General features: G+C 63.4%; 13 protein-coding genes. 5 read left to right on the forward strand and 8 right to left on the reverse strand.

Annotation, left to right across the window (positions count from 1 at the left end; genetic code table 11):
* The 5 genes from MF4836_RS33240 to pvdM form a co-directional block, all read right to left on the reverse strand.
* Positions 1-2,680: amino acid adenylation domain-containing protein (locus tag MF4836_RS33240; protein WP_078473938.1), on the reverse strand; the 2,680-nt coding region annotated here is incomplete at its 3' end.
* A gap of 136 nt (positions 2,681-2,816) precedes the next feature.
* Positions 2,817-4,466 carry a cyclic peptide export ABC transporter gene (locus MF4836_RS33245; RefSeq protein WP_078473939.1) on the reverse strand — a complete coding sequence of 550 codons (1,650 nt, stop codon included), beginning with the start codon at positions 4,464-4,466 and terminating at the stop codon, positions 2,817-2,819.
* A gap of 212 nt (positions 4,467-4,678) precedes the next feature.
* A complete protein-coding gene (pvdO, locus tag MF4836_RS33250) occupies positions 4,679-5,587 on the reverse strand; it encodes a dihydropyoverdine dehydrogenase (RefSeq protein ID WP_078473940.1) in 909 nt (302 codons plus the stop codon).
* A gap of 30 nt (positions 5,588-5,617) precedes the next feature.
* Complete coding sequence (gene pvdN / locus MF4836_RS33255; protein WP_078473941.1) at positions 5,618-6,898, reverse strand: pyoverdine-tailoring periplasmic protein PvdN; 1,281 nt, start codon at positions 6,896-6,898, stop codon at positions 5,618-5,620.
* 9 nt (positions 6,899-6,907) lie between these two features.
* Positions 6,908-8,263, reverse strand: coding sequence for a pyoverdine-tailoring dipeptidase-like protein PvdM (gene pvdM, locus MF4836_RS33260; protein ID WP_078473942.1), 1,356 nt, complete (start codon positions 8,261-8,263; stop codon positions 6,908-6,910).
* Between the two features lie 186 nt (positions 8,264-8,449).
* On the opposite strand from pvdM, the gene pvdP reads away from it, so the two are divergent.
* Both pvdP and MF4836_RS33270 read left to right on the forward strand, forming a co-directional pair.
* A complete protein-coding gene (gene pvdP, locus MF4836_RS33265; protein WP_078473943.1) occupies positions 8,450-10,072 on the forward strand; it encodes a pyoverdine maturation tyrosinase PvdP in 1,623 nt (540 codons plus the stop codon).
* A 463-nt stretch (positions 10,073-10,535) separates the two neighbouring features.
* Positions 10,536-10,880, forward strand: coding sequence for a DUF6124 family protein (locus MF4836_RS33270; RefSeq protein ID WP_078473944.1), 345 nt, complete (start codon positions 10,536-10,538; stop codon positions 10,878-10,880).
* Positions 10,881-10,929: 49 nt separating this feature from the next.
* On the opposite strand, the gene MF4836_RS33275 is transcribed toward MF4836_RS33270, so the two are convergent.
* The 3 genes from MF4836_RS33275 to MF4836_RS33285 are packed head-to-tail and all read right to left on the reverse strand — an operon-like array spanning position 10,930 to position 15,475.
* Positions 10,930-12,324 carry an efflux transporter outer membrane subunit gene (locus MF4836_RS33275; RefSeq protein WP_078473945.1) on the reverse strand — a complete coding sequence of 465 codons (1,395 nt, stop codon included), beginning with the start codon at positions 12,322-12,324 and terminating at the stop codon, positions 10,930-10,932.
* Positions 12,325-12,331: 7 nt separating this feature from the next.
* Positions 12,332-14,302, reverse strand: coding sequence for a MacB family efflux pump subunit (locus tag MF4836_RS33280; protein WP_078473946.1), 1,971 nt, complete (start codon positions 14,300-14,302; stop codon positions 12,332-12,334).
* Complete coding sequence (locus MF4836_RS33285) at positions 14,303-15,475, reverse strand: efflux RND transporter periplasmic adaptor subunit (RefSeq protein ID WP_078473947.1); 1,173 nt, start codon at positions 15,473-15,475, stop codon at positions 14,303-14,305. It abuts the gene before it with no gap.
* A gap of 327 nt (positions 15,476-15,802) precedes the next feature.
* Here MF4836_RS33285 and MF4836_RS33290 point away from each other — a divergent pair, with 327 nt between their 5' ends.
* From MF4836_RS33290 to mgtA, 3 genes are all read left to right on the forward strand, one after another.
* Entirely contained in the window at positions 15,803-16,285 is a 483-nt protein-coding gene (locus MF4836_RS33290; RefSeq protein ID WP_078473948.1) for a sigma-70 family RNA polymerase sigma factor, read from the forward strand.
* 131 nt (positions 16,286-16,416) lie between these two features.
* Complete coding sequence (locus MF4836_RS33295) at positions 16,417-17,754, forward strand: lysine N(6)-hydroxylase/L-ornithine N(5)-oxygenase family protein (protein WP_078473949.1); 1,338 nt, start codon at positions 16,417-16,419, stop codon at positions 17,752-17,754.
* A 742-nt stretch (positions 17,755-18,496) separates the two neighbouring features.
* A complete protein-coding gene (gene mgtA, locus MF4836_RS33300) occupies positions 18,497-21,262 on the forward strand; it encodes a magnesium-translocating P-type ATPase (RefSeq protein WP_078473950.1) in 2,766 nt (921 codons plus the stop codon).
* Positions 21,263-21,559: the final 297 nt, after the last annotated feature.

Raw genomic sequence — 21,559 nt, forward strand, 5'->3', positions numbered from 1 at the left:
CGATGTACTCGATGACCCCATCGGCGCGGTAACGCGCCAGGTCACCGGTGCGGTACAGCCGCTCGCCATGATTGGAAAACGGGTCAGCAATAAAACGCGTGGCCGTCAGGTCGCCGCGATTGAGGTAACCACGGGCCAAACCGGCCTGGCCAACATACAGCTCACCAATGCAGCCCTTGGCCACCGGGTTGAGGCTGCTGTCGAGCAAGTACCAAGAGAGATCCGGGATCACCTCACCAATCGGGCTGCTGGCGTCTGCCTGCAGATCGGCCTGGGTGATCGGACGGTACGTCACGTGCACCGTGGTTTCAGTGATGCCGTACATATTGATCAGTTGCGGCTGCTGGTCGCCAAAACGCTGGAACCAGGGCTTCAGGGCTTTCACTTCCAGGGCCTCGCCGCCAAATACCACATAGCGCAGAGCGTTGCCGGATTCATTGGCGCAGGCCACTGGCATCAACTGCTTGAAGGCCGACGGGGTCTGGTTCAGCACCGTGACGCCCTCGTCGCACAACAGCTTGAAGAAGTCTTCTGGCGAGCGGCTGACGTCATGGGGCACCACCACCAGCTTGCCGCCATACAGCAAGGCGCCAAAGATTTCCCACACCGAGAAGTCGAAGGCGTAGGAATGGAACAGGCTCCAGACATCCTGCGGGCCAAAGTTGAACCAGCGGTCGGTGGCCTGGAACAGGCGCAGCACATTGTGGTGCGGGAGCAAGGTGCCCTTGGGTTTGCCGGTGGAGCCGGAGGTGTAAATCACATAGGCCAGGTTGGCCGGGTCGATCGCCACCTGTGGGTTGTCCAGGCTGTAGCCAGCCAATTCGGGGGTGTCGAGTAGCAGCGTGCGCACCCCGTCCGGGATCGGCAGCGTTTTAAGCAAAGACGGCTGGGTCAGCAGCAGACGAATGCCGCTGTCCTCGATCATGTAGGCCAGCCGCTCCTGTGGATAAGCCGGGTCCAGAGGCACATAGGCACCGCCGGCCTTGAGGATCGCCAACAGCCCGACCACCATCTCCAGGCTGCGCTCCACCGCCAGGCCGACCAGCACATCAGGGCCGACGCCGTTTTCAATCAGTTGATGGGCCAACCGGTTGGCCCGCTGATTGAGCTGGCGATAGCTCAGGGACTGCTGCTCGAAGACCACCGCCACGGCCTCGGGCGTGCGCTCGACCTGCTGTTCGATCAGCTGATGAATGCCCTGGGTGGCCGGGAATTCAATCCGGGCCGGGTTCCAGGCCGCGATGCTCGCCTGTTGCTCGCGGGTGTCCAGCAACGCCAGGTCGTCAATGCGTTGGTTGGCATCGGCCACCATCGCGTGCAGCAGGTTTTGCCAATGCTGCGCCATGCGCTCGATGGTCTCCGGCCTGAACAGTGCACTGCTGTACTCAAGACTGGCGTGAATGGCCTGTGGTTGGTACTCGACCTCCAGAGCCAGGTCGAACTTGGCCTCTTGTTGCTCCAGGGGAAGAAACTCCAGCTGCAGTTCGCCCAACGCCATGGGGCCTTGTTGCGGGCCTGCGACACGCCAGTTGAACAGGGTCTGGAACAACGGATTGGCTTGAGTCCTGCGCTGCACGTGCAGGTCTTCGATAATCAGCTCGACCGGGTAGTCGGAGTGCTCCAAGGCGGCCAGGGACTCTTGGCGCAGACGCTGCAGGAAGTCGAGTGTGGTCGGGCTGTGATCCAGTTGCGCCCGATAGATCAGGCTGCTGACAAAAAAGCCAACCAGGTCTTGGGTTTCACTCTGGTTGCGGGTGGCGTTGGGTACGCCCACGGTGAAGTCGTGCTGATTGCTGTAGCGCCCCAGCAACAGTTGCCAGGCCCCCAGAAGCACCACGAACGGCGTGAGCCCATGAGCCTGGCAAAAGGCATTGAGGTTGCGGCTCAGCTCGGGAGCCAGGCTCAGCGAATGAGACGCCGCCGGGTGGCGGGTGTCCTGTGCCACGAGGAAGTCAGCGGGCAGTTCAAGAGGGAGGATTTCCTCGCCCAGGTAGGTTTTCCAGTAGGCGGCCGCGGCGTCGTGCTGGGGTGTCCGTGGGTAATCCCGGCGTTGCCAGCGAGCGTAGTCGTGATATTGGATCGCCGGTCGGGCAAGGCGGCCTGGATCGCCACTGCCAGCCAGTTCATAGGCTGCGCCCAGGTCTTGCATGAGAATCGGGTTGGACCACGCGTCCGAAACGATGTGGTGCATGTTCAGCAGCAGGACGTGCTCGTCAGGCGCCATCCTCAGCAGTGCGCTGCGAATCAGCGGCGCCTGGCTCAGGTCAAAGGCTCGCCCGGCCTCCGCGTCCAGGCGGGCGCGCAGGGTTTGGCTGCGTTGCGACGGTTCCAGTGTCGAGAGGTCTTCCAGCGACAGCCTGAGCCGTGCCTCGGGAACCACGACCTGCCTGGGCTGCCCCTCGATCTCGAGGAAGGCGGTCTTGAGAATGTCATGTTTATCAATGATGTGTTGCAAGGCGTCCTGCAGCACGGTCGCGTCCAGTGCACCACGCAGCTGGATGGCACGCGGCAGGTTATAGGCACTGCTCTCGGGGGCCAGTTGTTGCAGGAACCACAGCCGTTGCTGGGCGAAGGACAGTTCACTTGGCCCTGACTCGGTCGCGCGCTGGATGGACTGTTCACTACCAGCCTCGTCGGCCATCAACAAGGCCAGCAGGTCGTCGTCAGGTAGTTGGTTCATTTGATTCATGATCGATCTCGTCGCCGTCGGCAGAGGAAATAAGCGTTGTCATGAAGACGAAGTGTGGCGGGGGGGATTTAGGCGCATCTGGGAGGGGACGGCGAGCGGCTGGGCGCTCGCCGGGGTGCTGCTGATATCAGGCAAAGGCCTTGTCGCTGATGACCTGGCCGGTTTCCATGCGCACCAGTTGGTCGGCGACGTCGAAGTAACGATCGTCGTGGGAAATGACAATGATGGTCTTGCCGAGTTTTTTCAGGTCCGGCAGCAGTTCGGTGTAGAAGATCCGGCGGAAAGTCGGGTCCTGATCGGCGGCCCATTCATCGAACACCAGCACCGGGCGTTCATCCAGCCAGGCATTGACCAGGGCCAGGCGCTTGCGTTGGCCGGTGGAGAGGTCGGTGGTGGTGAAGGCGCCGTTGCGCACGCTGACCTTATGGGCAATTTCCAGGCGCTCCAGGTATTGCCCGGCATCGGGTGGCAGGGCCTTGTCGTTCTGCACCAGTTCGTCGAACAGGTAGTAGTCGGCAAAGATGGTGGTGAACAGCTGGCGGTAGTCATCCAGGCCCTGGGCGTCGACCGTCTTGCCGTTGAGCAGGACCTGGCCCTGTTGCGGGGTGTAGAGGCCCAGCAGGAGTTTGATCAGGGTGGTCTTGCCGCAGCCGTTTTCGCCGACGATAAACAGAATTTCCCCCGGCTCGATGCAGAGGTTGACCGGGCCCAGCTTGAACGGGACGCTGCCTTCCACCGCGGGGAAGGCGTATTGCACGTCGCGCAGTTCAAGGCGCTTGAGCGGCGTCGCGGGGTGTTCGGCCGCACTCAGCAGCAGGTGCGGCTCCGGCGACGAGAAGCGTTCGGAAAGGTCGGCAATGCGGCGGAAGGCCACCTGCGCCCGGCTGATGATCGGGATGTTGCCGATCAGGTTCTCCAGCGGGCCTTTCATGTACAGCAGCACCAGCACGAAGCCGCTCATGACCGCCGGATCGGCCGCCGGCCACAGCGATTGCAGGGCCAGCGCTAGGCCGATCACCACGAAGAACAGCATCGAACCCAGGCTCTTGGCGATCACGAAAATGTTGATCGAACGGATATGGGTATCGCAGATGTGATCGGCAGTGCCCTGGATATTGCGGGTGAACATGGCATGCCGGCGAGGGCGATGGATGCGCAGTTCCTTGGCGCCCTCGGCGATGGCCTGGTAGTGCTTTTGCAGGTTGTCCTCGGCTTCTCGTGCGGCGTAGAAACCCTTGACGCCCTTGGTCTGCGCCACATATTGCACCGCCGAGCCGACGCCGATGGCGATCAGCGTCATGAGGAAGATCGGCCACGACAGCACCGCCAGATACCCCAGGCAGCCGATCACCACGGTCAGGGAAATGGCCAGGGGGGCGAAGGCGAAGGCGAAGTCGCTGATGGTGTCGACGTCATGGGTCAGTACCGGAATCAGGCGGTGGGTGCGATAGCGTTCGATCTGCTCGATGGGCGCCGCCAGGACCTTGGCGCCCAGGTCCTTGCGCAGCTTGGCAATGATCTTCTGGCCGACGAAGTTGGTGCCGATATCGGCGGCAATGGTGCTGAGCAAGGCCAGGGCGCACAGGCCGGCAAAGGCCAGGACCACGCCTTTGCTCATGCCGTCGGCGTTGTGCAGGCCCTGGTTGACCGTGGCCAGCAGCGCCGTGACGCTCAGCCCGCCGACGATGCCCAGCAGAATGGAAGAGATCACGATAGGACGATAGGGCTTGAGCAGGCTCAAGAGTTCGCGAATGGCGCTACGGGGTGCTGCGGTCATGAAACTACCTCGGTCGCGACGTGACTACGTGCTAAGGGCGAGTGGAAGCCCGCGTCGAGGCTTGGGTGCGCCTGGCGAGCTGTCTGTAAGAGGACGAGTTCGGGGGAGGGGGATTTAGCCCTCGTTGCGTGACAGTGTGCAGTCGGTTCGATGGGCGGTGGGCGCGGCCTGCCAGGTCCCTAGACGGGCCGGCGCTCCCCGGTCTGGGTGACTTACAGATCGCGCATCACGCGAAACCCCAGCCAGTCACCAGCGGTTTTCGAACAGCGATCGTTGCGGTTGCCGGAGCGGGAAAAGATCGGGGCTTCGGTCCAGTCATTGCCGCGCATGGCCCGGTAGTCGCAGTCGTCATCGGGGTTGGGCTGGTCGGTCCAGGCACTGCCATCGGTGGGGGCGCCGACATAGTTTTCGTGGATGATATCCGCCAGCCATTCGTAGACATTGCCGTGCATGTCATACAGGCCAAAGGCGTTGGGCGGGAAGCTGCCAACGGGGGCGGTGTAGCTGAAGCCGTCTTCGGGGCCGTAGGTGTTGGCGTGTTTGGCGATGCTGTATTCCTTGCCCTCATCGAACGGGAAGGGGAAGGGCCCCTTGCTGCCCGCCCGGGCCGCGTATTCGCGCACCGATTCACTGGGCATGCGATAGGCCTTGCCGGTTTTCTTCGACAGCCAGGCGATGTAGCTCTGTGCCTCGTGCCAGGTCAGGCACACCGCCGGCTGGCGCGGCGACACCGGGTAGCGTGGCTTGCCGGCAATGCATTCGCGACCGGGACGGGCGTCTCCGTCAGGCATCGTGTAGCCGCTTTCGCGCAGGTAGACCGCCCATTCGCCGGCGGTCACGGTGAAGCGGCTGAGGGCGAAAGGCTTGCTGAAGGTCACTTCATGCATCGGGCCTTCGTCAGGCTGGCGCCCGACTTCGTCATCCGGGGTGCCCATGATGAAACTGCCGCTGGGCAGCACGACCATTTCCGGGCAGTCCCGGCAGTCCTTGAACACCTGGCCGGGTACGGGCGGCGCGGCGGCCTCGGCGGCGCTCGGCAGCAGGGTGCCGAGCAGTGCGGCCAGGGCCAGGGCGGGCAGTGAGAAGGCGGCGCGCAGCGCGGGTAGCGGGAAGCGGGGCATCGTGGGTCTCCAGTGAAAGGGGCGCAGGATTCAGAGCTTTTGGCTGAGCAGGGTCATGAAACGGTCGACTTCGGCCTCGGTGTTGAGCAGGCCCGGAGCGGTCCGGATCACCGGGCCGACGTCGCGATCAACGGCATCGGCGACCACGCGGTTCTGCATCAGGTAGGCCGCGACCTTGTCGCTGTCCTGGCCCTTGACCCGGAAGAAGGTGAAGCCGGCCGAGTACTCGGGGCTCAGGGGCGTGACCAGCTCGATGGAGGGGTGTTCCAGCAGGCGCTTTTTGAGGTAGCTGTTGAGTTCATGGATCCGTGCCTGGACCTCGGCCTTGCCCAGTTGCAGATGCAGTTCGAAGGCCTTGCTCAGTGCCCAGCGATGCTCAAAGGCGTGATAGCCGCCAGGGGACATCGAGGTGGCGAAATTGTTGTCTTCGGAGAAGGTCGGCATGGTCGGGGTGATGTCCTTGACCTCTTCCGAGCGGGCGCAGACCAGGCCCGTGCCGCGCGGGCCGAACATCCACTTGTGGGTGCCGGCGATAAAGAAGTCGCAGTGCATATCGGGAAAACTCAGGTCTTCGACGCCAAAGCCATGCACGCCATCGATCACGTAGAGGATGCGGTCCTTGTCGTCGCGCTCGCGGTTGTGCTCGGCCACCAGCTTGCCGATCTCACCGACGGGCAGTTTGACCCCGCTGCCCGACTGCACCCAGGTCATCCCCAGCACTCGGGTATTGGGCCGGATACTGCGGGCAATCGAGGCAATGACCTCGTCCGTCGACACCTGGTGTGGGTCCTTGAACAGCCTGATCTGGCGGACCTGGGTGCCTTCCTTGCGGGTGCGGTACTCGAGCACGCACTGGGTTGAGTAGTGTTCGTGCTCGGTGGTCAGGATCTCCTGGTCCGGCCGCACATGGACGCCGCCGTAGACCATGGCCAGGCCTTCGGTGGTGCTGGCGGTCAGGGCGATCTGGCCTGGCTTGGCTTGCAGGTAGCGGCCGGCCCAGAGGCGCACTTCGGCTTCGTGCTTCCAGGTTTCTTCGCGGTCCCAGTCCATGGCCAGGCCGGGGTTGCGGTCAAGCCAGGCGCGGTGCTGCTCGATGGCGTCGCGCACCGGCTTGGGGTGCGAGGCGATCAGGAAGTTGGAAAAATGGATGTAGTCGGGGTCCAGCAAAAACAGCTGGCGCAGTTGTGCCCATTTGTCCCGGGGCAGGCCCGGCAGGGTGGCGGCCAGGGCGGGAGCACCCAGGCTGGCGCCCAGAGGCAGGCTGGCAGCCAGAATGCCGGCCTGCTTGAGGAAAGTTCTACGGTCAGTCATGGGCGCGATCTACTCGGCGGAAGGCTTGATGGGTTTGGCGGCTTTTTGCACCTGATCCCACACGCGCAGGAAGTTGCCGCCCCAGAGTTTGGCGATGTCGGCTTCGGAGTAGCCGCGAGTGATCAGCTCGGCGGTGACATTGCGGATTTCGCTGACATCCTTCCAGCCTTGCACGCCGCCGCCTTCGTTGAAGTCCGAGCTGATGCCGACATGGTCGATGCCGATCTTCTTCACTGCGTAGTCAATGGCGTCCCCCAGGTCCTTGAGCGTGGCCTTGGGCTCTTCTTCGAGAGTGGCGTAGAGCGCATTGGCGTACTCGCCGAAGCGCTGCTCGGGCCAGACGGTAATGATCGGGTCCCCGGGCATCAGGGCAAAGGCCAGGTTGGGCAGGGGCTGCAGGTCGAAGCGCGCGCGCAAGGCGTTGAGCTTGTCTCGGGTCGGCTGGCTCAGGGGCTTGAGGTAGGCCGGGAAACCGACAATCTGCACCACCCCGCCGTTGTCCTTGATCAGTTGCAGCTCGTGATCGCTGAGGTTGCGCGGGATATCCACCAGGGCCCGTGGCGCCGAGTGCGAGGCGATGATCGGGCTGCGGCTGAGCTGGATTACCTGCTCCAGGGCCTTGGTCGACATCTGCGAGACGTCGATGATTACCCCCAGATCATTGAGCCGGTGCACCGCCTGCTGGCCGATGGCAGACAGGCCGTTGAGGGCGTCCGGCGAGTCGTTGAAGAAGGGCAGGGGCCGCGAAGAGTCGGCCCAGTCGTTGTTGCCGACATAGCTGAAGCCGAACATGCGCATGCCGCGCGCGGCCCATTGGTCCAGCAGGTTCAGGTCATTACCCAAGGGGTAGGCATTGAGCATGCTGATGAAAATCGCGAACTTGCCTTCGCCGTGCAGGCGGCGGAAATCGTCCGGGGTATAGGCGATGGCCACCTGGTTGGGGAAGTCGCGGACCATGCCGGAAATGATCTTGTAGCGAATCTCCTGCTGGTTGCGGGCTTCGTCGACAAAACCTGGAGTCGGGCGGTGTGGGGCATTGGGCCCATTCCACATTTCCGGCCAGCCGAAGATGGTCAGGGCTGCGCCGGAGAGGCGTCCACGGTTGGCCTTGACCAGGTCGAACTGCCCCGAGCCGTCCTTGTCGACTTCGTTGCCTTCGGCGCCGAAGTCCAACGGGATGGAGATATGGCTATCAAAGGAAATGATCCGCTCCTGCAACTCGCTCGCCTGGTGCATCACTTTGAGCGGGTAACCGGGGTTGTCCTTCCACAGGTAGTTCCAGGCCAGGAAGCCGGCACCGATGGACACAGCCAGGGCCAGAGGCAGGCCGATATAAAGAGCCTTCTTCGAACGCGGTTTTTTCATTGCCATCTCAGTCAGGTTCGCCGTTGAGGTGCGGGTGCATGGGGCCTTTGCTATCTGGGAAGAACGAGCGATGGCCGGACAAATTTACTGGGCATCGGCGTACCGGTGCCGACGCCCTAAATTTGTTCGCCAACTCAACGTTCTAGCTTGGATAAAGCCTGCTTCATGGCTGACACAGGTAGGGCGATGACGATTTCTCGACGAGGCTTCATAGCCGGTTTGGCACTGACGGGCGCTGCCGTGCCCGCGGCATACTTTGCCCATCGTGAATTGACCCGGGTCGATGAACCCGTGACCCCGGGGGAGGCCAGCGTCGACCTGCCGGACACGGCCGGGCGCCAGTTGGCGGACACCTTGCGCGGCGTCTGGAGCCTGCGCTTCGAAGGTCGCGATGCCGGGCTCCAAGGCCTTCCTCAAGAAGGCCTGGAGCTGTTTCTCGACATTGCCCCGCGCGGACGCGGCCTGCGTGGCTACCTCGATACGGCGCAGCGCCTGCGTGGTGAAGACGAGCCTCGTTTTCAGGTGCTGGGCGACCTGGCGCCGGCCGATCCCGCTCAACTGAGCTGGCGCCTGATCGACCCGAACGCGGTGGACGGGGCACCCAGCTATGAATTTCGCATGGTGCTGGATGAGGTCTGGGCCAGTTTCGGCAATGCCGGCAGTGGCACCCTTAGCGGGCGAGTGCTGAGCCTGGATCGGCGCCTGGCCTTGCTGGAACAGGACAACCGTTTCATTGCGGTCAAGCAGGTGTTTCCCGAGGCCCGTGAGCGGATCGGCTTGCAGCCGGCCTTGCTGGCCTGGCTGGTGTCACCCGAACACCGTCTGTTTCACCAGCTGTGGCATGCCTCCCGGGATCAATGGCATGAGCTGTCCGAAGAGCGTCGCAATGGCCTGCGCGGCATTGGCTGGCAACCTGGGCCACGGGACCAGGAGCGTGACGCTCGTGGCCTGCGCAAGGATCGCAACGGGTCCGGGATTGATTTCTTTTTCATGCATCGGCACATGCTCGGCACTGCTCGTTCCCTGCAGCCTCTGCCGTCCTGGCGCCGCTTCCCGATGCCGCAGCCGGAACTGCTGCGCGACCGCGCGGGTTTCGCGCGCTACTTCGACAATCACGATGGTTATGCCTTGCCGCCGACCTGGCTGGCTGAAGACGATGCCGAGTACACGCAGTGGGTCAGTGACATCAAGAGTGCCGAGACCTACAACAGCAACTTCCAGGTCTGGGAGTCGCAATACCGTGACCCGGCCTATCTGGCGAAATTGACCCTGGGTCAGTTCGGCTCTGAGGTCGAACTGGGCCTGCACGATTGGCTGCACATGCGCTGGGCCTCGGTGCCGCGTGACCCGTCCAACGGCGCGCCGGTGCCCAAGGCGCGCAATCCGGACGATTTCGCCGCGCGCTGGTTCGAGCCGGAAAATGATTTTCTCGGCGACCCGTTCTCCTCCCATGTGAACCCGGTGTTCTGGCATTTCCATGGCTGGATCGACGACCGCGTCGAGGACTGGTTCCGAGCCCATGAGCGTTTTCATCCGGGTGAAGTGACGCGGCTGGAAGTCAACGGTGTGCCCTGGTTCGCCCAGGGGCGCTGGGTCGAGGTCGGTGACCCGTGGCTGGGCCCGGTGACCCATGGGTGCAGCACCACGCCGGGGTTGCAGGCAGGCAAGTCGATGGAGATGGACCCTGAGACCATGAAACTGGCGCTGCGCATCACCTTCGGCAGCGACAAGGACCGGCTTGCCCAGCTGTTCCGCAAAGTCCCGCAACGCCCCTGGTACGCGCGCCACCTCAAGGTCACGCCTGCGTAGTTGCTGCCGAAGGCTGCGCTGTCCTTTCCAGGTGACTCTAATCTGCCTGACACCCTTGCGGCGCCCATTTCGGCCAGCGCAGCCTCGACACTCGCCATAGGTGCCAGGGCCGTATAGCGCTGAGTCCTGAAGAGGTTTCGCTTTGTTTTGTAGGGCATTTCCTAGAGAATCCAAAACGCCTTTGAGCGGCTTGTACCCTCTTCTGGCCTCAGGCAGTCTTCAGCCGTCGCTGCAAAAACAGCGGCCCGGATGTGGAAGTCTGGCTCAGAGGAACGTGCAATTCGTCTCATTCGAACATCGGTGATTCTCAGCGCCGGTGATCTCGTTTTATGGCGGTTGTACGTGGGGCACCTTCGGGTGCGCCGGGTCCTTTAAGCCGGTCTTCCACACCCACGTACGGCTGCCTCCTTCTCATGTGGAAGTGAGATCTGGCAGTTCCTTAACACTTAAAGGAACCAATCTCATGAAAAAGCTCGTCCCCGATCCACCTCAACAACGACGCCGCAACCCGGAACTGGATCGCGCCAACGCCCACCTGCTCCACGCCTTGAAAGACACCCGGCCTCGCCCTTTTGGTCTGCGTGATGCCAAGGGCCATGCGCTATTTGCCGTGCAGCCCGGAGTCAACGCCGAAGACGCGCTGATGCACGTCGCGCTGCTGCTGAAATGTGCCGAAGAGGTGTCCGATGAAATCACCGAACGCGCCAGCGGCATCGAACGCGGGCTGATCTGGGCCATGGTGCACTCGGTGGAAATGGCCCGGGCGGTGGTGGAAGCACTGCTTGATGGCGCCCACCTCCGGGATTAACACCGCTGTAGCCGCCGTCGAGCCCGGGAGGCGGCGGGCTCGGCAGCGGCTACAGGGTTTGCCAGCCGCCGCCCAGGGCTTTGTAGAGGGCGATGCTGGCTTGCAGGCGCAACAGGCGCAGTTGCACGTTGAGGTCCTGGGCGGCGTAGAGGGTGCGTTGCGTCTCGAGGACCGTCAGCAGGTCGACCGCCCCGGCCTGGTAGCGGCTTTGCGCAATCCGGAAGGCGATCTGCGCCTGGTTCAGTTCTTCGTCCTGCCACTGCCGGCGCTGGTCGACGCCGCTGATGCTGTTCAGGGCTTTCTCGACATCGGCAAAGCCGTTGATGATCGTGCCGCGGTAAGTCTCCAGCAACTCCTCCTGGCGCGCCTTGGCCTTGTCGCGCTCGGCGCTCAGGCGGCCGTTGTTGAAGATCGGGGCCACCAGGCCGGCGGTGAGGTTATAGAACGGGCTGCGCAGGATATCCCCGGCACTGTTGGCCCCCGATCCCAGGTTGGCCGTCAGGGTCACGCTGGGCAGCATGGCGGCGCGGGCCACGCTGACATCGGCCTGGGCGGCGGCCAGTCGGGCTTCGGCCCCGGCAATGTCCGGGCGTCGCTGCAGCAGCTCGCTGGGCACGCCGGCGGCAATCTCCGGCCAGCGCAGCTCGGCGAAGGATTGCGGGCCCAGTTGCAAGGCCTGCACGGGCTGGCCGAGCAGGGCGGCGAGGGTGATCATCGCCTCCGCAGCCTGTTGCCTGAACAGCGGCAACTGTTGCTGCTGGGCGGCCACCAGGCTTTTTTGCTGGGCCAGTTCCAGGGCGGTGGTGGAGCCCGAGTCGTAGCGGGTCTGCACCAGCCTCAGCACGCTTTGGGCGTTGGCCAGATTCAGTTCGGCAATCCGTTGCTGTTCGCCCAGGGCCAGGGCCTGGGTGTAACTGTTGGCGACACCGCTGAGCAGGGTCAGCTCCACGGTGGCCTGGTCGAATTCGCTGGCACGCACGCCTTCCACGGCGCTGTCGCGGGCGGCACGTTTGCCGCCCCAGAAGTCGATTTCGTAGCTGGCGCTCAGGCTGGCGTCGAAATAGTCCACGGCCTTGTTGTCGCTGTCGGCATCCAGCTGGCTGTAGCCGTTGCCTCGCAACAGTTTCTGCCGATTGGCATTCAGCCCGCCCTTGATCTCCGGAAGCAGCGGCGCGCCCGCCACCACGGCGCTGGCCTGGGCCTGGCGGACGCGGGCGATGGCGGCCGCCAGGTCGTAGCTGCCGCCTCGGGCCTGTTCGATCAGGCGATCGAGGTCGGGGCTGGCGAACTGGGTCCACCACTGCTGGTTGCTGCGCTGGGTGGTGAGGTCGGTCGACGAATACCACGAAGCCTGCGCCTGCAGGCCGCTCTCCGGGCGCGGGGCGGTGCCGCCGCAGGCCACCAGCAGCAGGCTGGCGGCCAGTAGGGTCAATTGCGCTTTCATAGAATGGTCATTCACTGGTAAGGGCTGTGACCGGATCAAGCCGGGCAGCTTTGCGAGCCGGCATGAAGCCGAAAATAACCCCGGTGACCAGGGCGCAGCCAAAGGCGCCCAGCACGGCCGGCAGGGAAAAGGCCACGGCCACATCACCCACGATCAGCAAGCCGCCCAACAGCATGGCCAGGACGATACCGGTCAGGCCGCCCACCACCGAGAGCATCACCGCCTCGGTGAGGAACTGGCGCAGGATGTCTCGCTGACGGGCGCCGGTGGCCATGCGGATGCCGATCTCCCGGGTCCGTTCACGCACGGTCATCAGCATGATGTTCATCACCCCGATACCGCCCACCAGCAGGGAAATCGCGGCGATGGCACCGAGCATCAGCGACAGAGTGTTCTGGGTCCGGGCTTCGGCCTGGATCATCGCCGCATTGTTGGTCAGGACGAAGTCACGCTGGCCTTTGTGCAGCTTGAGCATCAGTTCATCGATGGCCTTTTCGGTTTCCTTGACCTTTTTCGCATCGGCGGCGGCGATCACCACGTACATCGGGTTGGGAGAGCTGAACAGACGAATGTTGGCCGCCGAGTAGGGAATCATCACCCGGATATCGCTGTCCTTTTCTCCTGAACTGGCGCCCTTGCCGGCCAATACGCCGATGACCTGGAACGGCACGTTCTCGACCAGGATGTACTGGCCGATGGGGTTGATGCCGGTGAAGAACTTTTCCCTGACCTTTTCGCCGATCACCGCCACCGCCGCGGCGCTGGCTTCATCAGCTTCGGAGAAGAAACTGCCTTCCACCACCGGCCAGTTGAAAATCTCGGGGAACAGCGTGTTGCTGCCTCCGGTATAGACCTCGTAGTCGACATTGCCGAAGCGGATATTGGCGTCGTCACCGTTGACCGGCATGATCATTTTCACCTGGGGCAGGCTCGCTAGAGCGCGGACGTCGTCGAGGCTGACCACGCCACGCGGTGCCCGGGGGCTGGGGGAGATGCCGTTGAGGTAAATGATGTTCGAACCAAACGCCCCCATCTGCGCCATGACCTGGCGCTTGCTGCCTTCGCCCACCGCCAGCATCACCACCACCGAGGCCACGCCGATCACGATCCCGAGCAGGGTCAGGGCGGTGCGGAAGCGGTTGACCCACATCACCCGCCAGGCCGCTTGCACTGCGTCCACCAGTTCGCCTTTCCAGGCGCCGTTGTGTTCGCTGCCGTCGGCCAGGCGCTGGCGCAGGTCCACCGCTTGCAGGGCGCCGCTGTTGGCGCTGGCCTGGACGCCCGGTTGGCGGTCGGCGGTGTCGCTGATGATTTCGCCGTCGCGGATTTCAATGATGCGCTTGGCGCGGGCGGCGACTTCGCGGTCGTGGGTGATCAGGATCACCACGTGGCCCTGGTCGGCCAGCTCGTCGAGCAGGGCCATGACCTCGGTGCCGCTGTGGCTGTCGAGGGCGCCGGTGGGTTCGTCGGCGAGGATGATATGGCCGCCGTTCATCAGCGCCCGGGCAATCGACACCCGTTGCTGCTGGCCGCCGGAGAGCTGGTGCGGACGGTTGCCGGTGCGGCTGGCCAGGCCCAGGCGTTCGAGCAGGGCAGCGGCGCGGGCATGGCGCTCGGCGGCGGGGGTGCCGGCGTAGATCGCCGGCATCTCGACGTTTTCCTGGGCCGATGCCGAGGGGATCAGGTGGTAACCCTGGAACACGAAGCCGAAGGCCTCGCGGCGCAGCCAGGCCAGCTCGTCGCTGCCCAGTTGTGCCACGTCTTCGCCGGCGAAGCGGTACTCGCCGGACGTCGGGCGATCCAGGCAGCCGAGGATGTTCATCAGCGTCGATTTGCCGGAGCCGGAAGCGCCGACGATGGCCACGAATTCGCCGGCGTGGATCGACAGGTCGATCCCGCGCAGGACATCAACTTGCGGCGTGTCGCCACCGCCGTAGGACTTGCGGATGTTCCTGAGGTCGATCAGCGGGGTCAACATTCAACCTCCGCTGGCTTCGGCCGGACCGATCAGCAGGTGATCGCCTTCGTTCAGGCCGTCCAGCACCTGAATCCGCAGGCGGTCGCTGATGCCGACCCGGACTTCGCGCTCCTCGATGGCGCCGTTTTTCGCCACTACCCGGGCGATCTGCCGGTCGGTGGCGGTGCTGCCCTGCAGGGCGGCAATGGGGGCGGTCAAGACGTTCTGTGCCTGGCTGGAGACAAAGAACACCTGGGTGGTCATTTCCGCCATCAGCGCGTTGTCGTTGTTATCCACATCCAGCAGCACGGTGTAGAGCACCACCCGGCCACTGCCGCTTTTGCTCGAACTGTTGGGGCTGCCGCCACCCTGGGCGGTTTCGTTCAGTGGCTTGGGCGGGATCGGCAGGATCTGGCGCACGGTGCTGGTCCAGCGCCGGTTGCCACCGCTCAGGGTGGTGAAGTAGGCGGTCATGCCTGGCTTGACGTGGCCGATATCGGCTTCCGACACCTCGGCCCACACCGTCATCGGCGACAGCTTGGCGATCCGCAGGATCAGCGGCGTCTGCTGCTGGGCGTTGAGGGTCTGGCCTTCGCGGGCGTCCACCGCGACCACGGTGCCGTCCATGGGCGCATAAATCCGTGTGTAGCCAAGCTCGGCCTGGTCGCTGCGCAGGCTGGCCTGGGCCTGGCGGATCTGCGCCTTGAACATGTCGATCCGCGCCTGGGTGGCCTTGAGTTCGGCCTGGGCGGTCTGCACGTCTTCTTCACGGGTGGCGCCGCCGGCGGCGAGGTTTTGCTGGCGCCGGAACTTCTGCTCGGCCAACTGGTGCTGGGCGCGCTGTTCCTGCAGTTGGGCTTGCAGGTTTTCGATGGAGAAACGGCTGGCGTCGAGCTTGGCCTGTTGCGTGGCGGGGTCGATTTCCACCAGCAATTGGCCTTCCTTGACCGGGTCGCCGGCCTCGACATGGATCTTGCGGATCTGCCCGGAGGCCTGGGCGCCGACGTCCACATAACGCCTGGGCTGCAAGGTGCCGAGGGCGGTCACGCTGCTTTCGATGTCACCCCGGCTGACCTGTACGGTGGCAAATTGATCTCGCCCTGCGGGCAGGATCTGCCAGGCGGCAACGGCAATAACGGGGATCAGACAAAGTGCTACAAGCAGTGCGCGTCGGGTATGACGGGGACGTTTCATGCAGGGTTCCGGCCAATGGAAAAATCGGCCCGTGGTCCAGGTGTTGCCCGAGCTGGGGCGCCGCTGGACGCTGCCGGAAGGGTCGGCAGACACGGGGGCTGTCAAGTATACGAAGTTCGGCGGAGCGGATTTAAGCCCGGAAACATAGGGTTACAGGTATGGATTCACAAAATAAACGTCGGGCACAGCGTTAGCGCTTTAAATCTACATGAGAATTACTATAAATTGCGTTGCTTATAAGCTGCCATCATTCGGATGCCCTGCACAAGCCCTGGCGGAGCGTCTTACTCAAGGACAAAAGTCCCTCTTTTTTTGGGGGCGGGAGTCATGTTGGAAAACTACTATCGCGAGCTGGTGAGTTTCCTCAACGCCAAGCTGGGCAACCGCCAGGTGGCCGAAGATGTGGTGCATGACGCGTATGTGCGGGTGCTGGAACGCGCCAGCGATACCCCCATCGAGCAGCCACGTGCCTTTCTCTACCGCACTGCGCTGAATCTGGTGATCGACGGCCATCGGCGCAACGCGCTGCGTCAGTCCGAGCCCTTGGAAGTGCTCGACAACGAAGAGCGTTTTTTCAGCCCCTCGCCGCAAACCGGTATGGACCACAGCCAGCGCCTGGACATGCTGCAACGCGCCCTGGCCGAGTTGCCGCCCCTGTGCCGCGACAGTTTCCTGCTGCGCAAGCTCGAAGGCCTGTCGCACCCGGAAATCGCCGAGCGCCTGGGAATCTCCCGCAGCCTGGTGGAAAAACACATCGTCAACGCCATGAAGCATTGCCGGGGGCGCGTGCGTCAGTGGGACACCCACTGATCCCCCTGGGTTAAATTTTTTTTCATTGTCCTCGTTCCTACTCAACAGACGACCTGCTGTCTTGCCATGGGCCGACCAGGTCACCGTCGCTTTCTCCCCGCGTTGAGGGGCTTATCCAGAGGACACTGGAAATGACACAGGCAATTGCATCGGCCACCGTTCACGACTTGATTGGTATTGGTTTCGGCCCCTCGAACCTGGCGCTGGCCATTGCCCTGGAGGAGCGTGGCCAGGTTCAAGGTCCGCTGGACGCGTTGTTTCTCGACAAGCAACTGGACTACCGCTGGCACGGCAACACTCTGGTCACCCAGAGCGAGTTGCAGATCTCGTTCCTCAAGGACCTGGTGACCCTGCGCAACCCCACCAGCCCCTACTCGTTTGTCAATTACCTCAAGCACCACGGGCGCCTGGTGGATTTCATCAACCTCGGCACCTTTTACCCGTGCCGCATGGAGTTCAACGATTACCTGCGCTGGGTGGCCTCGCACTTCCAGGGCCAGAGCCGCTACGGCGAAGACGTGCTGGCCATCGAGCCGGTGCTGCACAACCAGCAGGTTGAAGCCCTGCGGGTGATTTCCCGTGATGCCCAGGGCCAGGAGCAGGTGCGCACCACCCGTTCGGTGGTGGTCAGCGCCGGCGGCACGCCGCGGATCCCCGAAACCTTCCAGGCGCTCAAGGATGACCCTCGGGTGTTCCACCATTCCCAGTACCTGGCGCGCATGGCCGAGCAGCCGTGTGTTGCCGGCCAGCCGATGAAGATCGCGATCATCGGTGGCGGGCAGAGCGCGGCCGAGGCCTTTATCGACCTCAACGACAGCTTCCCGTCGGTGCAGGTGGACATGATCATTCGCGGCTCGGCGCTCAAGCCGGCCGACGACAGCCCGTTCGTCAACGAAGTGTTCTCGCCGGAATTCACCGACCTGGTGTTCCAGCAGGCCAGCAGCGAGCGTGAGCGCCTGGTCAACGAGTACCACAACACCAACTACTCGGTGGTCGACATCGACCTGATCGAACGCATCTACGGCATCTTCTACCGGCAGAAAGTCTCCGGGGTCGCCCGCCACGCCTTCCGCACCCTGACCACCGTCGAGCAAGCCACTGCCAGCGCCCAAGGCGTGGAACTGGTGCTGCGCAACAACGCCACCGGCGAACGTTCGGTGCAGCACTACGACGCCGTGGTCCTGGCCACCGGCTACGAGCGGCAGATGCACCGTCAACTGCTGGCCCCGTTGCAGGAGTACCTGGGCGAGTTCGAAGTCGACCGCAACTACCGCGTGCTCACCGATGAGCGCTGCAAGGCCGGCATCTATATGCAGGGCTTCAGTCAGGCCAGCCACGGCTTGAGCGACACGCTGCTGTCGATCCTGCCGATCCGCGCCGAGGAAATCGCCGGCTCCCTGTATGAACATGGCAAGAGCCGTGGCCATAGCCGTTCGGTCAGGGATGTGTTGCTGGCCACCGCGAGCTGATCGGCCCCAGTGAGCAGGCCCAGAGGTCTTGTGGTGAGGGAGCTTGCTCCCGCTCGACCGCGCAGCGGTCGCAAACAAGGGGGGCGGTGTGCCTGACAAACGCGGTATTGCGGTGTTGGGCATGCGCCGCCCTGGAGCGTCGGCTGCCCCCCAGTGCGAGCCATCAGGGGGCTGAAGTACTGGGGGTTTTTAGCACCGATTGCGGTGGATCATTTGGGAGGGCTTTGCCCTCCAGCGGGAACAAGCTCCCTCGCCACAGGACTGCTTTTTGTACGCGATAGGTGATCGATTTTGCTGTTTGTCCTTCTCTTCCTGAACCTCCCCTGAAGAACTATCTGATTGCAATATCAGACTCCGACTATTGATTTACTCTCGAAATACCGCGGCGTAAGCTGCGCGCGATTTCATCAATAGCGGAGACCCGGAGTGGGGACTTGTTCGAGTGACAGTAGTCGGCCGGTTGCGATAACCGGCGCATTCTCGGCTCGATAACGCGCAGCTTCTTGTGCCGTTGTCTCGCCGTGTAGCGAGAAGCGGCACCCCGATCGCGGCCAGCTCCGGCCGCGTTTCGATGTCTCTCTCAACGACTCTGAACAGTGCGTGATGCCAGGCCCCAAGCCTGACTCGTGCCACGGACGCGCAGGTTCAATCCTGCGGGCCGCAACCGCCTGGGCGTCGTTCCAGTGGGGTGTGGCCGTGCCTGCCAAAGGTTTTCCCTGCGCTGACCGCTAGGGGCACGACCATGAACCTCACTCTGTTGAAAGAGTTTTTCGCCGGCTTTCTGCGGACCCGGCATTTCTCCCGGCATTTTCGCCGACTGGCGCTGCTGGAAAGCTTCAGCGACGCCAGCGTCAGCCGGGAAGTGCCGCCGACGCTCGCGCAAACCCTGGTCGGCGCGGCCAACAGCGATGCCACCACCCTGCTCGACAGCCTCGGCAGCCACACCGATGGCCTGAGCCAGGAAGAGGCCGACAGCCTGCAGGCCCGGCATGGCCTCAACGAGGTCGAGCACGAGCAGCCCCTGCCGTGGTGGGTGCACCTGTGGCACTGCTATAAAAACCCGTTCAACCTGCTGCTGACCCTGCTGGCGGTCATCTCCTGGCTGACCGAAGACATGAAGGCCGCCACGGTGATTTTCTCCATGGTGGTGCTTTCGACCCTGCTGCGGTTCTGGCAGGAGGCCAAGTCGAACAAGGCCGCCGATGCCTTGAAAGCCATGGTCAGCAACACCGCCACCGTAATCCGCCGCGACTTCAGCCCCGACGCCGCGATACCGGCGGCGCGCCTGCCCAGCGCGACCCTGGCCAACCGCGGGGCGCGGACCTTCGAGCTGCCGATCAAGCAACTGGTGCCAGGCGACCTGATCGTGCTCTCGGCGGGCGACATGATTCCCGCCGATTGCCGGGTACTCAGCGCCAAGGACCTGTTTGTCAGCCAGGCGGCAATGACCGGCGAATCGATGCCGGTGGAAAAATTCCCACGCCAGCAGGACGAAGGCACCAGCAACCCCTTGGACCTGGACAACATCCTGTTCATGGGCACCAACGTGGTCTCAGGTTCCGCCACCGCGCTGATCCTCACCACCGGCAACAGCACCTATTTCGGCGCCCTGGCCCAGCGCGTCGGCGCCACCGATCGCGCGCCCACTTCGTTCCAGACCGGGGTCAATAAAGTCAGCTGGCTGCTGATCCGCTTCATGTTCGTGATGGCGCCGCTGGTGCTGTTCATCAATGGCTTCACCAAGGGCGACTGGATGCAGGCGCTGCTGTTCGCGCTTTCCATCGCCGTGGGCCTGACCCCGGAAATGCTGCCGATGATCGTCACCTCGACCCTGGCCAAGGGCGCGGTGTTTCTGTCGCGCAAGAAAGTCATCGTCAAGCGCCTGGACGCGATCCAGAACTTCGGCGCCATGGACGTGCTGTGCACCGACAAGACCGGGACCCTGACCCAGGACAAAATCTTCCTCGCCCGGCACGTTGATGTCTGGGGCCTGGAGTCCGACGACGTGCTGGAAATGGCCTACCTCAACAGCTACTACCAGACCGGCCTGAAAAACCTGCTGGACGTGGCGGTGCTGGAGCACGTCGAAGTGCACCGCGAACTGCAAGTCGGCACCGCCTTCCAGAAGGTTGATGAGATCCCGTTCGACTTCACCCGCCGCCGCATGTCGGTGGTGGTGGCCGAGCAGGAACATCCGCACCTGCTGATCTGCAAGGGCGCGGTGGAAGAGGTACTGGCGGTGTGCAACAAGGTGCGCCATGGCGAATCCGAAGAGACCCTGAGCGATGAATTGCTGGCGCGGATCCGTCAGGTCACTTCCGGGCTCAACGGCGAAGGCCTGCGAGTGGTGGCCGTGGCCGCGCGGGCCATGGCCCCGGGGCGCGACACCTACAGCCTGGCCGATGAACAGGACCTGACCCTGATCGGCTACGTGGCCTTTCTCGATCCGCCCAAGGAAAGCACCGCCCCGGCGCTGCGGGCCCTGGCCGAGCATGGGGTGGCGGTCAAGGTGCTGACCGGCGACAACGAGCTGGTCACGGCCAAGATCTGCCGCGAGGTCGGCCTGGAGCAGCAAGGCCTGCTGCTGGGCAACGACGTCGAGCGCATGAGCGACGCCGAGCTGGCGCTGGCGGTGGAAACCACCAACGTCTTCGCCAAACTCACCCCGTCCCACAAGGAGCGCATCGTCCGCCTGCTCAAGGCCAACGGGCATGTGGTCGGCTTCATGGGCGACGGCATCAACGACGCCCCGGCCCTGCGCACCGCCGACATCGGTATTTCGGTGGACAGCGCGGTGGATATCGCCAAAGAGGCTGCCGATATCATCCTCCTGGAAAAAAGCCTGATGGTGCTGGAGGAGGGCGTGCTGGAGGGCCGCCGGACCTTCGCCAACATGCTCAAGTACATCAAAATGACCGCCAGCTCGAACTTCGGCAACGTGTTCTCGGTGCTGGTGGCCAGTGCCTTCATTCCGTTTCTGCCGATGTTGCCGATGCACCTGCTGGTGCAGAACCTGCTGTACGACATTTCGCAAATTGCCATTCCCTTCGACAACGTCGACGAAGAAATGCTGAAAAAACCTCAGCGCTGGCAGCCGGCGGACGTCGGGCGTTTCATGTTGTTTTTCGGGCCCATCAGCTCGATCTTCGACATCACCACCTTTGCCCTGATGTGGTACGTGTTCGACGCCAACACCCCAGACCACCAGACCCTGTTCCAGTCCGGCTGGTTTGTGGTCGGGCTGCTGACCCAGACCCTGATCGTGCACATGATCCGCACCCCGAAAATCCCGTTCCTGCAAAGCCGCGCGGCCATGCCGCTGATGGTAATGACCGGGATCATCATGGCGGTCGGCATCTTCCTGCCCATGGGCCCGCTGGCGCACTACTTCAAATTGCAGGCGCTGCCGTCGCTGTATTTTGTGTTTTTGCCGGTGATATTGCTGGCGTACATGGCGCTGACCCAGGCGGTGAAGGGCTTCTATGTGCGGCGCTTTGGTTGGCAATAAGAGGGAGCAGCTGCGAGCTTTTAGCGGCAAGCGGCAAGCGGCAAGCGGCAAGCGGGTGGGGGCAGGCTTCAGCTTTTGTGGTGAGGGAGCTTGCTCCCGCTGGAGGGCGCAGCCCTCCCAAACCAGCTCACTGAGTAGTCCCTGATACACCTTGTCGCCCGGTTTTGGGGCCGCTTCGCAGCCCAGCGGGAGCAAGCTCCCTCGCCACAAAGGGGCTTGTGCATTTCTTTGCCACAATAGACGCAGGCTCCCCTTCAACAGATGTTCATCTGCCCCTGGCACAGTGGCCCACGCCGC

Source organism: Pseudomonas sp. MF4836, assembly GCF_002018875.1.
GTDB lineage: Bacteria > Pseudomonadota > Gammaproteobacteria > Pseudomonadales > Pseudomonadaceae > Aquipseudomonas.

Excerpts from the sequence above, each read along its gene's own strand:
- MF4836_RS33270 (WP_078473944.1), top strand. The coding sequence starts at position 10,536 with ATGAAAAAGCTCGTCCCCGATCCACCTCAACAACGACGCCGCAACCCG.
- MF4836_RS33285 (WP_078473947.1), bottom strand. The coding sequence starts at position 15,475 with ATGAAACGTCCCCGTCATACCCGACGCGCACTGCTTGTAGCACTTTGT.
- MF4836_RS33275 (WP_078473945.1), bottom strand. The coding sequence starts at position 12,324 with ATGAAAGCGCAATTGACCCTACTGGCCGCCAGCCTGCTGCTGGTGGCC.
- pvdO (WP_078473940.1), bottom strand. The coding sequence starts at position 5,587 with ATGCCCCGCTTCCCGCTACCCGCGCTGCGCGCCGCCTTCTCACTGCCC.
- pvdP (WP_078473943.1), top strand. The coding sequence starts at position 8,450 with ATGACGATTTCTCGACGAGGCTTCATAGCCGGTTTGGCACTGACGGGC.
- mgtA (WP_078473950.1), top strand. The coding sequence starts at position 18,497 with ATGAACCTCACTCTGTTGAAAGAGTTTTTCGCCGGCTTTCTGCGGACC.
- MF4836_RS33280 (WP_078473946.1), bottom strand. The coding sequence starts at position 14,302 with ATGTTGACCCCGCTGATCGACCTCAGGAACATCCGCAAGTCCTACGGC.
- MF4836_RS33290 (WP_078473948.1), top strand. The coding sequence starts at position 15,803 with ATGTTGGAAAACTACTATCGCGAGCTGGTGAGTTTCCTCAACGCCAAG.
- pvdM (WP_078473942.1), bottom strand. The coding sequence starts at position 8,263 with ATGAAAAAACCGCGTTCGAAGAAGGCTCTTTATATCGGCCTGCCTCTG.
- MF4836_RS33245 (WP_078473939.1), bottom strand. The coding sequence starts at position 4,466 with ATGACCGCAGCACCCCGTAGCGCCATTCGCGAACTCTTGAGCCTGCTC.
- pvdN (WP_078473941.1), bottom strand. The coding sequence starts at position 6,898 with ATGACTGACCGTAGAACTTTCCTCAAGCAGGCCGGCATTCTGGCTGCC.
- MF4836_RS33295 (WP_078473949.1), top strand. The coding sequence starts at position 16,417 with ATGACACAGGCAATTGCATCGGCCACCGTTCACGACTTGATTGGTATT.